Annotated in this window: 16 protein-coding genes; all 16 read left to right on the top strand. The window is 44.9% G+C overall.

Features of this window, described 5'->3' with window-relative positions; translation table 11 throughout:
• Positions 1-49 precede the first annotated feature (49 nt).
• The 16 genes from pyrE to WKT17_RS05760 all read left to right on the top strand — a co-directional run bounded on the left by pyrE (position 50) and on the right by WKT17_RS05760 (position 15,758).
• Positions 50-730 carry an orotate phosphoribosyltransferase gene (gene pyrE / locus WKT17_RS05835; RefSeq protein ID WP_291683412.1) on the top strand — a complete coding sequence of 227 codons (681 nt, stop codon included), beginning with the start codon at positions 50-52 and terminating at the stop codon, positions 728-730.
• Between the two features lie 20 nt (positions 731-750).
• Complete coding sequence (locus WKT17_RS05830) at positions 751-903, top strand: hypothetical protein (protein ID WP_173747560.1); 153 nt, start codon at positions 751-753, stop codon at positions 901-903.
• Positions 904-991: 88 nt separating this feature from the next.
• On the top strand, positions 992-1,465 hold the full coding sequence (locus tag WKT17_RS05825; protein WP_291683411.1) for a VanZ family protein: 474 nt from the start codon (positions 992-994) through the stop codon (positions 1,463-1,465).
• Positions 1,465-1,785 (top strand): DUF6142 family protein, encoded by a 321-nt coding sequence (locus WKT17_RS05820; protein ID WP_173747556.1) that lies wholly within the window; start codon positions 1,465-1,467, stop codon positions 1,783-1,785. The genes WKT17_RS05825 and WKT17_RS05820 overlap by 1 nt, the downstream gene beginning before the upstream one ends.
• Before the next feature lie 24 nt (positions 1,786-1,809).
• Positions 1,810-2,400 carry an HD domain-containing protein gene (locus WKT17_RS05815; RefSeq protein WP_291683410.1) on the top strand — a complete coding sequence of 197 codons (591 nt, stop codon included), beginning with the start codon at positions 1,810-1,812 and terminating at the stop codon, positions 2,398-2,400.
• On the top strand, positions 2,393-4,441 hold the full coding sequence (locus WKT17_RS05810; protein ID WP_291683409.1) for an aminopeptidase: 2,049 nt from the start codon (positions 2,393-2,395) through the stop codon (positions 4,439-4,441). Before WKT17_RS05815 ends, WKT17_RS05810 begins: the two co-directional genes overlap by 8 nt.
• A 73-nt stretch (positions 4,442-4,514) precedes the next feature.
• Positions 4,515-5,018: a 5-(carboxyamino)imidazole ribonucleotide mutase gene (purE, locus tag WKT17_RS05805; RefSeq protein WP_173747550.1), complete on the top strand. Its 504-nt coding sequence runs from the start codon at positions 4,515-4,517 to the stop codon at positions 5,016-5,018.
• Between the two features lie 28 nt (positions 5,019-5,046).
• The gene (gene purM / locus WKT17_RS05800) at positions 5,047-6,072 is read left to right on the top strand and encodes a phosphoribosylformylglycinamidine cyclo-ligase (RefSeq protein ID WP_173747548.1); all 1,026 of its coding nucleotides are present in this window, start codon (positions 5,047-5,049) and stop codon (positions 6,070-6,072) included.
• 65 nt (positions 6,073-6,137) lie between these two features.
• On the top strand, positions 6,138-6,767 hold the full coding sequence (purN, locus tag WKT17_RS05795; protein ID WP_173747546.1) for a phosphoribosylglycinamide formyltransferase: 630 nt from the start codon (positions 6,138-6,140) through the stop codon (positions 6,765-6,767).
• A 33-nt stretch (positions 6,768-6,800) separates the two neighbouring features.
• Entirely contained in the window at positions 6,801-8,075 is a 1,275-nt protein-coding gene (gene purD, locus WKT17_RS05790) for a phosphoribosylamine--glycine ligase (RefSeq protein WP_291683408.1), read from the top strand.
• Positions 8,076-8,205: 130 nt separating this feature from the next.
• A complete protein-coding gene (locus WKT17_RS05785; RefSeq protein ID WP_294542649.1) occupies positions 8,206-9,549 on the top strand; it encodes an MATE family efflux transporter in 1,344 nt (447 codons plus the stop codon).
• A gap of 74 nt (positions 9,550-9,623) precedes the next feature.
• On the top strand, positions 9,624-9,995 hold the full coding sequence (locus WKT17_RS05780) for a GntR family transcriptional regulator (protein WP_173747540.1): 372 nt from the start codon (positions 9,624-9,626) through the stop codon (positions 9,993-9,995).
• 18 nt (positions 9,996-10,013) lie between these two features.
• A complete protein-coding gene (locus WKT17_RS05775; RefSeq protein WP_173747538.1) occupies positions 10,014-12,473 on the top strand; it encodes an ATP-dependent Clp protease ATP-binding subunit in 2,460 nt (819 codons plus the stop codon).
• A 96-nt stretch (positions 12,474-12,569) separates the two neighbouring features.
• Positions 12,570-12,983, top strand: a complete 414-nt coding sequence (locus tag WKT17_RS05770; RefSeq protein WP_291683406.1) for an endosialidase — start codon at positions 12,570-12,572, stop codon at positions 12,981-12,983.
• Positions 12,984-13,123: 140 nt separating this feature from the next.
• Positions 13,124-14,506, top strand: a complete 1,383-nt coding sequence (gene radA / locus WKT17_RS05765) for a DNA repair protein RadA (protein ID WP_173747534.1) — start codon at positions 13,124-13,126, stop codon at positions 14,504-14,506.
• Between the two features lie 13 nt (positions 14,507-14,519).
• Positions 14,520-15,758, top strand: a complete 1,239-nt coding sequence (locus WKT17_RS05760) for an MFS transporter (protein WP_291683770.1) — start codon at positions 14,520-14,522, stop codon at positions 15,756-15,758.
• The last annotated feature ends 237 nt before the right edge of the window (positions 15,759-15,995 follow it).

Genomic DNA, 15,995 nt, shown 5'->3' with positions numbered 1-15,995 from the left:
ATTTGATGAGCAGGCACAAAAGGCCTGCAAATACGGAGGTTTAAGAAAAATGGAAGCATATAAAGCAGAATTTATTGATTTTATGGTAGAAAGTAATGTTTTGAAATTTGGAGAATTTACTTTGAAAAGCGGCAGAAAGTCACCTTTCTTTATGAATGCAGGGGCTTATGTTACCGGTTCTCAGCTGAAAAAGCTGGGTGAGTATTACGCAAAAGCTATTCACGACAAATATGGCGATGATTTTGATGTGCTTTTTGGACCGGCATACAAGGGAATTCCTATCAGCGTGGTAACGGCCATTGCCTACAGCGAATTATACGGAAAAGAAGTCCGTTACTGTTCAGACCGTAAGGAAGAAAAAGACCATGGTGCAGACAAGGGAAGTTTCCTGGGAAGCAAGCTGCAGGACGGCGACAGAGTCGTTATGATTGAGGATGTGACAACCTCCGGAAAATCCATGGAAGAAACTGTTCCAAAGGTAAGAGGTGCAGCCGATGTGGAAATCGTAGGTCTGATGGTTTCCCTAAACCGTATGGAAGTGGGAAAAGGCGGCGAAAAGAGTGCACTTGAGGAAGTAAAGGATACTTACGGATTTGATACCAATGCCATTGTTACTATGGAAGAAGTGGTTGAGCATTTGTACAACAAAGAATGTGGCGGCAGAGTCGTCATTGACCATGAAATTAAGAAAGCCATTGACGCATACTATGAACAGTACGGCGCCAAATAAAAAAGAAGGAAGGATTCCTGATGAACGAAAAAATTTATAAAACCATGTCCCGCTGTGCAGCAGGCAGTATTGCAGCTGGGATTGTTGTATTGGTAACCGGGATTGCCACAGGTGTTGTCATGCTGGTAACCGGAGCCAGACTTCTGAAAAGGAAATCTGAGATTACATTTTAATGGACAGGATAAGGGGCTGTTGTATGGAAATGAAATACTTCAGCCTTCTTATTATTTATTTAGCAAGTTGTGATAAGAGGTTGAAAAATTGAATAAAAGGGTAAAGAAGAAAATAAAAGCCGCGGGGGCGGTTTTGTTTGTAATATATATTCTTGCACTGATATACTTCCTCTTTTTTGCAGAAAGGTTTGGACAGCTGGCTTTTGCAGAAAGGGAGTATCATTATAATCTTGTGCTGTTCCAGGAAATTAAAAGATTCTGGATATACCGGAAGCAGTTGGGCGCACTGGCGGTTATGGCTAATTTATTGGGCAATGTGGTGGGATTTATTCCCTTTGGACTGATTCTTCCCATTATCAGCCGAGAAGCAAGAGGATTTTTCTTTATTACTTTCTCTGGATTTACATTAAGTCTTTGCGTAGAAACCGTTCAGCTGGTTACAAAGCTGGGGTGCTTTGATGTGGATGATTTGGTGATGAATACACTGGGGGCAGCAATCGGTTATCTGCTTTTTGCTGTCAGCCATTTACTATATAGAAATTGGAAAAGGAGAGCAGGATAATGGCGAAAAAACGATATAAATATGATTTTGCAAAGAAAAAACATTCCGAGAAAGGAGTTACGTCTTCTGTATTTGCCGGAATCTCTCTGGGGATTTTCTGTATTGCAGCCATCTGTTCCCTTGCATTTCACGGGAAAGGCGGTCTGTATCTGGGGGCTATGGGACTGATTGCCATAGGGCTTTCCATTTACGGATTTATTCTGGGACTGAAAAGTTTTTCGGAGAAAAACAGAGACCAGCTTTTCTGCAAAATTGGAGCAGCAGGAAACGGCGTGCTTATGGTTATCTGGCTGGGGCTGTTTCTGCTGGGACTTGCATAAAACACAGAGAAGGAGGAAAAACATATGGAAGAGCGGTTGAAAAAGCAGATGGATTTTTTGCTGGAAGTGGATAAGCTGAAATTTATCAACCGACAGACGTATTTGTCTGACGGAACACGCAGGGAAAACGATGCGGAACATTCTTGGCACTTGGCCCTGATGGCTGTGCTTCTGTCTGAACATGCGGACGAAGAAGTGGATTTGCTGAAGGTCATTACTATGGTACTGATTCATGATTTGGTGGAAATTGACGCAGGAGATACATATGCCTACGACGAGGCGGGAAAGCAGACCCAGAGAATACGGGAAGAAAAGGCTGCGGACCGGATATTTGCCATGCTGCCCAAAGACCAGGGGGAAAAATTTCGTGCGCTGTGGGAAGAATTTGATGCTTACGAGACACCGGAGGCAAAGTTTGCTCATGTGTGCGACAATGTGCAGCCGTTGATGCTGAATCATGCCACAGGCGGAAAATCCTGGAGGGAAAGAGGCATCCGCCGTTCACAGGTGGAAAAGCGGAACAGCCGTGTGGGGGAAAGCTCCCGGACAATGAAAGCTTATGTAGAGGGTATTTTAGATAAAAATGTGGAGAAAGGAAATTTGAAAAATGAGTGATGCATGGATGATGGAACGTTTTTCTCTTATGAAAGAAAGAATCCGGGAAATCAGCGGAGAAGAAGTCGTAAAAGAACCTTATGGGACTTATTTTAAAACAACGGCAGCCTTTATTATGCAGGTGGCGGATTTGCACAAAAAACTGCAGCAGGGCTGGCTGGAAGGCGCAGAACTTTCGGAACTGGAGGCCAATAATCAGAAGCTGTATGAAGATATTCTGCCTCAAAACTATGGACATTCTTATGGAAATCCAACATGGGCGGCAGAGACTCTTGGGGAAGAATTCGGGCAGCTTTTAAGTTTTTTGTATACAGAAATCCGGGGACTGATTGTCTTTGCTTACGAAGACAGGCTTTTTGACATGACAGTAGCAATGGAATTATTTGTACAGATATACAATCTTTTTGAGGATGAAGAGGTTTCTGCAAAAGATGTAAAAGAGGCAATTTACTGGTATGTCAGCGATTACAGTGACGAAATGGTGGGCCGCAGAGTGCAGGAAGGGGTAGACCCGGCTCTTGATTTTGCCGCCAATATTATCTGCAGCAGTGATTTGACGGATATCCGTTACCTGTATCGCTTTGGGGAATATATCACGGAAAATGAAATAGGTATGGCAAAATTTTTAAATACTCTTTCTGAAGAGGAAATTCAGGCTATGGCACGGACTTTCACAGAGGGCTACCGCACCGGATTTGTGCTGACAGGAAAAGACATCACAAAGAAAAAGACGGTGAATATACGTTTCCAACTGGGATTTGAGCGTATGGTAAAGGCAGCTATTGAGCAGTTTAAGGCCATGGATTTAAAACCGGTGATTTACCGGAGTGCAGTTCATAGCGTAAACAAGAAGCAGCACCACAGAATCGGGTATTACGGCGCTATTCCAAACCCACAGTTTGAATATGATCACAAAGACGATGCGGCCTTGTATCTGGACCATGAGTTTGTCCAGAGAAAGCTGAGAGTGCTGCAGGTGGCTTATGAACAGGTAAAAGGTCTGGCGGCTGTACACGGCGGTCCGGCCTGCATGGAAACCTTTGGAGAAACACCGTTTGCTCCCGAAAAAAGAAAGGAGGCCTGCACCCTTACCAGTCATCAGCAGAAGCTGCAGGTCACTTATGACAACGAAGCAGGACAGATTGTAAATCGCTATATTAAAGGGGAAGAAAGAAGTTTTACTATCATTGCCTATCCGGTTATGGAAATCGGAGAGCAGTTTGAAGAAATTTTCCGGGAGACAGTGAAAATCAATACCCTGGATAATCAGCTTTACCGCAGAATTCAGCAGAATATCATTGACGTTTTAGACAAAGGGGAGACCGTACAGATTAAAGGAAAAGGCCAAAATGCCACAGATTTGACCGTAAAACTTCATCATCTGGAAAATCCGGCAAAACAGACCAACTTTGAAAACTGTGTGGCAGACGTCAACATTCCGGTGGGAGAAGTCTTTACTTCCCCGGTATTGAAAGGTACAAACGGAACGCTGGCGGTTTCCAGGGTGTTCTTAAACGGACTGGAGTACAAAAATCTGAAAGTGGAATTTTCGGATGGCAGAATTTCCGGTTACAGCTGCAGCAATTTTGCCTCTGAAGAGGAAAACCAGAATTTTATAAAGGAAAATCTGTTATATCACCATGATACCCTGCCTTTGGGGGAATTTGCCATAGGAACCAACACTACGGCTTATGTCATGGCACAGAAATATCAGATAGGCCATCTCCTTCCCATTCTCATTGCGGAAAAGATGGGGCCGCATTTTGCAGTGGGGGATACCTGCTATAGTTGGAGCGAGGATACAGCAGTCTACAATCCGGACGGAAAAGAGATTATTGCCAGGGATAACGAGGTGTCTATTCTGCGAAAAGAGGATATAAGCAAGGCTTATTTGGGCTGTCATACAGATATTACTATACCTTATGATGAGCTGGGCAGTATAAGAGTGCAGACCCTGCATGGGGACTGGGTTTCCATTATTGAGGACGGCAGGTTTGTACTTCCCGGAACAGAAGCATTAAATGAGCCGTTTCCTGCTTGACAAGACCTGTCACAATATGTAAAATTGTGCTGTATGGAGAAATTCTAAATCATAGAGATAAAGGAGAATAATCATGGCAAAAGTTGGAATTGTTATGGGCAGTGACTCTGATATGCCTGTTATGAGCAAAGCGGCAGACATGCTGGAAAAATTCGGGATTGAGTATGAGATGACAATCATCTCTGCACACAGGGAACCGGATGTATTCTTTGAATATGCCAAATCCGCAGAAGAAAAAGGATTTAAAGTTATCATCGCAGGAGCAGGTATGGCCGCACACCTTCCGGGTATGTGCGCTGCAATTTTCCCAATGCCGGTTATCGGTATTCCGATGCATACCACCTCACTGGGCGGAAGAGATTCTCTGTATTCCATTGTACAGATGCCTTCCGGAATTCCGGTTGCGACGGTAGCAATTAACGGAGGAGCCAATGCGGCAATTCTGGCAGCCAAGATTTTAGCTACTTCTGACGCAGAACTGCTTCAGAAATTGAAAGACTACAAAGAAGAGTTAAAAGACCAGGTTGTAGCAAAAGATGCAAAACTGCAGGAAGTAGGATATAAAAACTATAAATAAGCACGGAAAAGAAGCGAGGAGGATAAAAATGGATTACAAGAAAGCTGGCGTAGATATTGAAGCTGGTTACAAGTCAGTGGAATTAATGAAAGAACATGTAAAGAAAACCATGCGCGAGGAAGTGCTTGGCGGTTTAGGCGGATTTTCCGGTGCTTTTTCCCTGAAGAAAATCAAAGAAATGGAAGACCCGGTGCTGCTGTCCGGTACAGATGGCTGCGGTACAAAAGTAAAATTAGCTTACCTTATGGACAAACATGACACTATCGGTATCGACGCAGTGGCTATGTGTGTCAACGATATTGCCTGTGCAGGCGGTGAACCTCTGTTTTTCCTGGATTACATTGCATGCGGCAAAAACTATCCGGAAAAAATTGCAGAAATCGTAAAAGGTGTGGCAGAGGGATGTCTGCAGTCTGAGGCGGCTTTAATCGGCGGCGAAACCGCAGAACATCCAGGGCTTATGCCGGAAGAAGAATATGACCTGGCTGGTTTTGCAGTAGGTGTGGTAGAACGCAGAGACTTAATCAACGGTGAAAACTTAAAGGATGGAGACGTGCTTATCGGTATGGCTTCTTCCGGGGTACACAGCAATGGCTTTTCTCTGGTTCGTAAAGTGTTCGAGATGACAAAGGAATCGCTGGATACTTACTATGACGAACTGGGTAAAACACTGGGCGAAGCTCTTCTGGCGCCTACCAGAATCTATGTAAAAGCCTTAAAGAACGTAAAAGAAGCAGGGGTTGCTGTAAAAGCCTGCAGCCATATCACAGGCGGCGGTTTCTATGAAAACGTACCGAGAATGTTAAAAGACGGTGTGTGCGCAGTAATTGAAAAAGACAGCTATCCGATTCCTCCTGTCTTTACCTTAATGGCAAAAGTGGGCGAAATCGAAGAAACTATGATGTACAATACCTTTAACATGGGTCTTGGAATGATTGTAGCTGTAGATGCCAAAGATGTGGATAAGACTATGGAAGCCATCAAAGCAGCAGGAGATACGCCATATGTTGTGGGTAAAATCGAAGCAGGCGAAAAGGGCGTAAAATTAGTATAAGTATAAGGGGAGTCAGGGTTGCCGCAGTGCAGCCCTTTTCCTGTCGAAGAGAGAGGCTGACAAAAATGATGAAAATAGCGGTTTTGGTATCCGGCGGCGGAACCAATCTTCAAGCAATTTTAGACGCCATAGACAGCGGAAAGATTACCAATACACAGGTGTCTGTGGTAATCAGTAACAACGCAAATGCTTATGCTCTGGAGAGAGCCAAAAAACACGGGATTCCGGCGCAGTGCGTATCGCCGAAACGCTACGAATCCAGAGAACTTTTCAATCGGGCACTTCTGGAGACTATACAGTCGTATCATGTGGATTTGGTTGTGCTGGCCGGCTGTCTGGTGGTAATTCCGGAAATGATGGTAAAAGCCTATCCAAATAGAATTATCAATATTCACCCATCTCTGATTCCTGCTTTTTGCGGAACAGGGTACTATGGCTTGAAGGTACATGAGGGTGTGCTGCAAAGAGGAGCGAAGGTGACTGGCGCTACCGTGCATTTTGTAGATGAGGGAACGGATACCGGTCCCATTATTCTGCAGAAGGCAGTAGAAGTACAGCAGGATGATACACCGGAAACTCTGCAGAGGAGAGTGATGGAAGAGGCGGAATGGCAGATTATGCCGCAGGCGATTGACCTGATTGCCAACCAGAAGGTAGAAATTACAGACGGAATTGTAAAAATCCGTGAAGCATAAAAAGTATCAAAGCGTGAAAGGGGCATGGAACACATGAAAGTATTAATTATCGGAAGCGGCGGAAGAGAACACGCCATTGCATGGAAGGTGGCAAAAAGTCCGAAAGTGGACAAAATTTACTGTGCGCCGGGAAATGCGGGAATTGCAGAAGTAGCAGAATGTGTCAATATCGGAGCAATGGAATTTGACAAGCTGGCAGCTTTTGCAAAAGAAAAGGAGATTGATTTAACTGTTGTAGGTATGGATGACCCATTGGTAGGCGGTGTGGTAGACGTCTTTGAAAAGGAAGGGCTGCGCGTATTCGGACCGAGAAAGAATGCGGCAATTCTGGAAGGTTCAAAAGCCTTTTCAAAAGATTTAATGAAAAAATATAACATTCCTACTGCAGCCTATGAGAATTTCCAGAGTGCGGACGAGGCGCTGGCTTATCTTCGGGAAAAGGCAGATTTTCCCATCGTGTTAAAGGCAGACGGTCTGGCGCTGGGAAAAGGTGTTTTAATCTGCAATACTTTAGCAGAAGCAGAAGAAGGCGTAAAGGAAATTATGCTGGACAAGAAATTCGGTTCTGCTGGAAATACACTGGTGGTAGAGGAGTTTATGACAGGCCGTGAGGTTTCGGTACTTTCCTTTGTGGACGGAAAAACGATCAAAACCATGACTTCCGCTCAGGACCACAAACGTGCAAAGGACGGAGATGAGGGCTTAAATACCGGCGGTATGGGTACTTTCTCCCCAAGTCCTTTCTACACAGAGGAAGTGGATGATTTCTGTGAAAAATATATTTATCAGGCTACCGTAGACGCTATGGCAGCAGAGGGAAGAGAATTTAAGGGCATTATCTTCTTTGGTTTAATGCTTACAGAGAAAGGCCCGAAAGTGCTGGAATACAATGCCCGTTTCGGTGACCCGGAGGCGCAGGTTGTCATTCCGAGACTGAAAAATGACATTGTGGAAGTGTTTGAAGCCTGTGTAGACGGAAAACTGGACGAAGTGGACTTGCAGTTTGAAAACAACGCAGCCGTATGCGTGGTACTGGCTTCTGACGGCTATCCGGTATCCTACGAAAAAGGATTCCCCATTGAAGGTTTGGAAAACTTCAAAGATAAAGACGGTTACTATGTGTTCCATGCAGGAACTGCTTTAAAGGACGGTAAAATCGTTACAAACGGCGGTCGTGTGCTGGGTGTTACCGCCAAGGGTGCAGATTTGAAAGAGGCAAGAGCCAATGCGTATAAGGCAACGGAATGGATTCAGTTTGCCAATAAGTATAAGAGAAACGATATCGGAAAAGCGATTGACGAAGTATAAGAAAGGAATGGGGATACCGCATGACGCTGCAGGCAGTGCAGGGGCGGTATTCCCTTTTTCATTTCTTGCACCGAAAAAATCTCTGTGTTATAATCAGAGAATCATGCAAAAAGAGAGGGTTTTTAGAATTATGTCAAATGCAATTTCAAAAGATTTCAGGCTGTTTTCTTTACTGAAATTTGCCTTTCCAACCATGGTGATGATGGTTTTTATGTCCCTTTACACCATTGTGGATGGGATTTTTGTATCCAGGCTGGTAAATACCCAGGCGCTTTCTGCTGTGAATATTGTGTATCCGGTTATCAGTCTGATGATAGCGGTGGGAGTTATGCTGGCCACAGGCGGCAGCGCAGTGATTGCCCGAAAGCTGGGAGAACACCGGCCGGAGGAAGCCAGAGGAGATTTTGCATTTCTTGTGGTCACAGGAATTGCAGTAGGACTGTTTTTTCTTATAGCAGGAAATATGTTCCTGACGTCTCTGGTGAAAATGCTGGGAGCCACAGATGTGCTTATGCCTTATTGTGAAGAATATCTGAGGATTCTTATATTTATGGGACCGGCCTGTGTACTGCAGCTTTTGTTTCAGACTTTTTTTGTGACTGCCGGAAAACCGGTTATTGGTCTGGCGCTTACCATAGGCGGCGGTCTTTTGAATATGATTTTAGACTATGTTTTTATGGGACCTTTGCAGATGGGAATTGCAGGAGCAGCTTGGGCCACCGGAATCGGACAGCTTCTTCCGGCTGTGGTAGGGCTTTTGTATTTCCTTTGGGTAAGGGATTCCCTGTACCTGGTGAAGCCGCGTTTTGATTTTTTCGTGTTAAAAGAAAGCTGCTTTAACGGTTCTTCTGAGATGGTGACCAATTTGTCTACTGCAGTGGTAACCTTTCTCTTTAACATTGTCATGATGCGGCTTTTGGGAGAAGCCGGTGTGGCGGCTATTACTATTGTGCTGTATGGTCAGTTCCTGTTTAATGCCCTGTATATGGGATTTTCCATGGGAGTTGCGCCGGTTATCAGTTTCAATTACGGGAGAAAAAACAGAGCATTGTTGCAGCGGATTTTTAAAATCTGTCTTTGGTTTATAGGGATATCGTCTGTTTTGATTACGATTTTTGCCCTTCTGTCCGGGGGAATGATTGTGGAAATTTTTACCCCGAAGGGAAGCAAGACTTACGAAATTGCCCGTACAGGCTTTTTTCTTTTTTCTTTTAATTACTTTTTTGCCGGAATCAATATCTTTGCATCATCCATGTTCACAGCTTTTTCGGACGGAAAAATATCGGCCATTATTTCTTTTATCCGCACCTTTGTCATGATTGTGCTGAATATTCTGCTACTGCCGTATCTGATAGGGGTAGACGGTGTGTGGCTGGCCGTGCCAAGCGCGGAATTTATGACTGTTCTGCTGTCGGTTTACTATTTCATCCGGAAAAAGGAACAGTACGGATACATAGCCTCGAAAAAACAGTAAAGAGAAGAAATTAGATTTGACCGGAAGTGCTATCTATGCTATATTAAATATAACAACAGGAAGCGGGTGAGAATATGCTGATAGAAATAGATTTTAACAGTGATGAAGCTATTTATGTACAGCTTTGTAACCAGATTATTATGGGCATTGCCACAGACCAGCTGAAAATCGGAGAAACACTGCCTTCCGTGCGGCAGCTTGCCGATACCGTAGGGATTAATATGCATACGGTAAATAAGGCGTATTCCGTTTTGAGGCAGGAAGGCTTTGTTACCATTGACCGCCGCAAAGGGGCGGTGATTTCTATTGATGAGAATAAAATCCGGGCTTTGGAGGAAATGAAAGAAAATCTTCTGGTAGTGCTGGCAAAAGGCTGCTGTAAAAACATTACGCGGGAAGAGGTTCATGCCTTAATTGACGAGATTTTTGAAGAGTATAAAGTATAAATAGAATGGGAGATTTGCATGAGGAATCAATATTCAAAATGGGCACTGAAGGCATTGAAAACTGCTGAACAGACAGCAAGAGCCTGCAGTCATAATTATATTGGGACAGAGCACATTCTGGCAGGGCTTCTGGCAGGAGAGCAGACTACAGCGGGCATTCTTTTGGGAGAGGCCGGTGTGACAAAAGAAAAGCTGCAGGAACTGACAGAAAACCTGGTAGCGCCATCCTGCGGTGTGCTTTTAGAAGAGCCCCAGGGCTATACGCCCAGAGCCAGGCAGGTGCTTGCTTTGGCTAGAGAAGAGGCGGAAAAGATGGAAAGCCGGGAAGTGGGGACAGAACATCTTTTGATTGCCATGTTAAAAGAATACGATTGTGTGGCTGCGCGGCTTCTGCACACTATGGGAGTCAATATCCAGGCCCTTTATGCAGAAGTGATGAAAACGCTGGGAAGAGAAGGCGTGCTGACGAAGGAGGACTCTTTCGGAGGCTCTTTAAAAGGCAGCAAAAAATCCTCAACACCTATGCTGGCACAGTATGGCCGGGATTTGACAGAAATGGCAGCAAGAGGATTGTTAGACCCTGTTGTGGGAAGAGAAAAGGAAATTAACCGCATGATTCAGATTCTCAGCAGAAGGATGAAAAACAATCCCTGTCTGATTGGAGAGCCGGGTGTGGGAAAGACAGCTATTACCGAAGGGCTTGCCCAGCAGATAGTCAGAGGTCTGGTACCGGAAAGTATGGCAGATAAGCGGATTGTGATATTGGATTTGTCTGCTATGGTAGCAGGGTCCAAGTATCGGGGAGAGTTTGAAGAACGCATTAAGCGGGTGATTGCAGAGGTTTCCGGTGACAGAAGAATCCTGCTGTTTCTGGATGAACTGCACACGTTAATCGGTGCAGGCGGTGCGGAGGGGGCGCTGGACGCCTCCAATATTTTGAAGCCGGCTCTTTCCAGAGGCGAAATCCAGCTTATTGGCGCCACAACCATTGAAGAATACCGCAAACATATTGAAAAGGATGCGGCATTGGAGAGACGCTTCCAGCCTGTCATGGTGGAGGAACCCGCAAAAGAAGAGGCAGAGGAAATTTTGAGAGGTCTGGTACCTTATTATGAAAAACATCACGGTGTTGCCATTGAAGAAAGTGCGGTAAAGGCAGCCGTGGCTATGGGAATCCGCTATATCAATGACCGTTTTCTGCCGGATAAAGCCCTGGATTTGCTGGATGAGGCCTGCTCAAAAGTGCAGTTGGACGGATACAAAACCCCGGACGGTCTGGTGGAGATGGAGAAACATCTCAGAAGTCTGTATCAGGAAAAAGAGGAAGCGGTGAAGCAGCAGGACTTTGTGCTGGCAAAACAGCTGCAGCAGGAGCAGAAAGAAACCGAAGAACAGCTGGAAAAGGCAAGAGAGCGTTTTGAAAAACAGTGTAAGCGGAAAAGGCTGGTTGTTACCGAAGACCAGGTGGCACAGGTAGTGGCAGAATGGACTAAGATTCCGGTGAAGAAGCTGACAGAGGGTGAATCCAAACGTCTGGCCAGGCTGGAAACGATTCTGCATAAGCGAGTGATTGGTCAGGAGGAAGCAGTGAGAGCCGTGGCAAAAGCGGTAAAAAGAGGCCGGGTAGGTTTAAAAGATCCAAAACGTCCCATTGGTTCTTTCCTCCTTCTGGGACCTACGGGTGTGGGAAAGACAGAACTTTCCAAAGCGCTGGCGGAAGCGGTTTTCGGCAGAGAAGACGCTATGATTCGTGTGGACATGTCCGAATACATGGAAAAACACAGTGTGTCCAAACTGATAGGTTCTCCTCCGGGATATGTAGGTTATGAGGAAGGCGGACAATTAAGCGAAAAAGTGCGGCGGAATCCTTACAGCGTGCTGCTCTTTGATGAGATTGAGAAAGCGCACCCGGATGTGTTTAACATTCTTCTGCAGGTACTGGACGACGGACATATTACAGACGCCCAGGGCCGAAAGGTGGATTTTAAAGAAACCATTATTATTATGACGTCCAATGCAGGCGCCCAGTCCATTGTAGAGCCCAAAAAGCTGGGATTCGGGGCAGCAGACAGCGCGTCAGCAGATTATAAAAAGATGAAAGACAGTGTCATGGAGGAAGTAAAGCGTCTGTTCCGTCCGGAATTTCTGAACCGAATCGACGATATTATTGTCTTCCATATGCTGAATAAAGAGGAAATCAAGAAAATCACGGGACTGCTTCTGAAAGAATTTGTGACCCGCTGCAAGGTGCAGATGGATATAGAGGTAAAAGTCAGAGACAGTGTGAAAGAGCTTATTGCAAAAGAAGGCTTCGACCCGAAATATGGGGCGAGACCTTTAAAGAGAGCCATTCAGAACAAAATTGAAGATGCTATGGCAGAGGAAATTCTGGAGGGGCGGGTTCAGGCCGGTAACAGCGTTACCATTGGACTGTCTAAACAAACTATAAAATTTATGGTAAATGTACAGAATGACTAGAAAAATTTGTGTGTTTATGGTAACATTGATATACAAAAAAGAACGGTTCTGTAAAGGAATCGAAGAAACGAAAGACGTAAGCGGGAGGACATAACTATGTCAGTGGTAAAAGAATTAATTCGTACAGAAGAAAACGGCAAAATCAGCTTTGGCAACTATGAGTTGACACAAAAATCAAAATTATCCGATTTTGAGTATGACGGAGATATGTACAAAGTTAAAACATATAATGAAATTACAAAACTGGAACGAAACGGAATGTTTGTCTACGAATCTGTACCAGGCACTACTGTATTGAATCTGCATACAGAAGAAACAGGAATGAGTTTTACTGTAGAAGGTCCAAAAGATGCGCAGATTACCGTGGAATTGGAAGAAGATGCAGAGTATAAAGTAACCATTGACGGGGAAGAGGCAGGACGGATGAAGACAAATCTGGGAGGAAAACTATCTTTCAGTGTGGAACTGGAACAGGCAGAGCAGGTTTCTGTGAGCATTGAAAGAGTCTGAACGGTCGGTCTTTGTGGTGATTGTCTTACAGAATAAAAAAGACGATATGCAGAGTCGGGTGAGTGACTTCCCGGCTCTGCTTTTTTCTTTTGCAGCAGACCGTATTTGAGTGGGCAGAACAGGAGGAAGAGAAAAGAGATATGGCAAAAGGGAAAAAAAGTGTATTTTTTTGTCAGAACTGTGGATATGAATCTTCAAAGTGGCTGGGACAGTGTCCGGGCTGCAGGGAGTGGAATACTTTTGTGGAGGAGAGCGTTTCTGGGGCAGGAAAAGGTGCTGCAGCTAAAGGGATCTCCGGAACGGAGGGTCAGACAGGAAAGAGAAACGAACCGGTTCGGCTTTCCGAAATTCAGGTCAGGGAAGAGGACAGAATCAAAACCAATATGGAGGAGTTAGACAGGGTTTTAGGCGGCGGCATTGTGCCCGGCTCTATGGTACTGGTAGGCGGTGACCCCGGTATCGGAAAGTCCACCCTGCTTTTACAGGTGTGCAGGCAGTTGACTTTGCAGCAGCATAAGGTCTTGTATATATCCGGGGAAGAATCCCTGCGTCAGATTAAGCTGAGGGCAAAGCGAATCGGAGAATTTAATGAACATCTTTATCTTTTGTGTGAAACAAATCTGGAAATTATCCGCAGTACCATTGAACGGCTGAAGCCAGAAGCGGTGGTGATTGATTCCATTCAGACCATGTATAACGAAGAGGTGTCTTCTGCACCGGGCAGTGTTTCACAGGTTCGGGAATCCACGGGAATTCTGATGCAGATTGCCAAGGGACTGGGGATTTCCGTCTTTATTGTGGGGCATGTGACAAAGGATGGCAGTGTGGCAGGACCGAGAGTACTGGAACATATGGTAGACACTGTTTTGTATTTTGAAGGAGACCGCCAGCTTGCTTACCGAATTTTGCGAGGAGTGAAAAACCGCTTTGGTTCTACCAATGAAATCGGGGTTTTTGAAATGCAGGAAAAAGGGTTGGAAGAGGTGAAAAATCCTTCCCAGGCCATGTTAAATGGGCGTCCCACTGATGCGTCCGGAACTACGGTGGTCTGTTCTGTGGAGGGAACCCGCCCCATCCTCATAGAAATTCAGGCGCTGGTAACCAGAACCAACTTCGGACTGCCAAGGCGGACTTCTGTGGGTATTGACTACAACCGTGTGAATCTTTTGATGGCTGTGTTGGAAAAAAGAGCCGGTTTGCGTCTGGGAGATTGTGATGCTTATGTGAATCTGGCAGGAGGCATGAAACTGGGAGAGCCGGCCATTGATTTGGGCATTGTACTTTCTATTGTGTCCAGTTATAAAAATCAGGTAATAGATGAGGGAACTTTAATCTTTGGAGAGGTGGGACTTTCGGGGGAAGTTCGTGGCGTCAGCATGGCGGAAACCAGGGTGCGGGAAGCTCAAAAGCTGGGCTTTACGGCCTGCATTATGCCAAAAACCAATGTGGAGGGAATACAGGGAAAATATAAGATAAAGCTTATTGGAGTAGCCAATATTAAGGAGGCTATGGAATACATTTAAGGGGAAAAGACATATGAAAAAGATATTTGACAAAATGTTTGGACAGTATAGAGGCTTGCGGCGGGAACTGTATGTGCTTTTCTGGGGGAAGGCAGCGACCAATATGGGGGCTATGATATGGCCTATGCTGACGTTGATTTTGAGCAATAAGTTGGGGATGGATGCCGGAGAAATTGCAAAAATTACGATTTCTATGGGAATTGTACAGTTTCCGGTAAATCTGATAGGAGGAAAATTGGCAGACCATTGCAATAAGAAAAAACTTATTGTGGTGTGCGATTTGGTGACGGTCATCTGCTATCTGACAGCGGCGTTTCTTCCCGTATCCATGACACAGATTCTCCTGTTTTTTACGGCAGGGGTATTCCAAACCATGGAAAATCCGTCTTATGACGCCCTGGTGGCGGATTTGAGCACTACTGAAAACAGGGAGAAGGCCTACAGTCTGATTTACCTGGGGCTGAACCTGGGTTTGATTCTGGCGCCTTCTATAGGGGGGATTCTGTTTCAGAATCATCTGGGGCTGGCTTATGCCATTGACGGACTGACCACACTGTCGTCCACCATTTTGATTCTGCTCTTTATTAAAGATATTACACCGGTGCAGGAAGCGGAAAATGTTTATGAGAAAGCGCGGGATAGACAGTCTACCTGGCAGATATTATCCGGACAGAAGGTGATTTTGTTTTTTCTGATTTGCTGGGCGGTATATGAATTTTCCTATGCACAGTTTAATTTCCTGATTCCGTTGAATATGGAAAGCCTGTATGGTGGGAAAGGGGCAGTTTACTTTGGTTTCATGACCAGCTTGAATGGACTTGTGGTGATTATCGGAACCCCCCTTTTGACAAAGTGGGCAGCAGGTCTGGGTGACGTGAATAAGCTGCTGATTGGGCAGATACTGGTGAGTGTCAGCCTTGCTATGTATAGATTCATACAGGGGATAATTCCTATGTATTATGTGTCCATGGTTCTGTTTACGATAGGAGAAATTATGACTACGCTGGGGTCGTATCCTTATCTTACCAGGAGAATTCCTGCATCTCACAGAGGAAGAATTTCTTCGGTTTCCAATATCTTTTTAGGGGCTTCGATATATAGCTCACAATGGCTGATAGGCGGCGTGCTGAAAACGGGAACGGTAATGACTGCATGGCAGTGTGTGACAGGAGCAGGTATTCTGGGAATTGTCTTTTATGTTCTTTTGGCAGGAGCAGACAGAAAAAGTTATCCTCTTTTATACAGAAAGTAATGCTTTGTAGGAGCTGCATTTTGGTATCGTTATGTTTATAAAGTGCCTTATGCAGCTTTCATGTCTGTTTTTCTGATATGGATATAGAAACGGTTGTGTTTGATGTTGGTGAAAAAAATGTAAAATACTGTTGACAGGAGGAAAAAAGAATGGTAATATAATTTAGCTGTCACAAAGAACAGAAAGACGACTTCGGTCGATAAAAAAGTTTTAAAAAGTTCTTGACAAAGCGATACG

Source organism: Blautia sp. HCN-20427 (genome assembly GCF_037890365.1).
Classification (GTDB): domain Bacteria; phylum Bacillota; class Clostridia; order Lachnospirales; family Lachnospiraceae; genus Blautia.
This window is presented reverse-complemented; position numbering and strand designations above follow the sequence as displayed.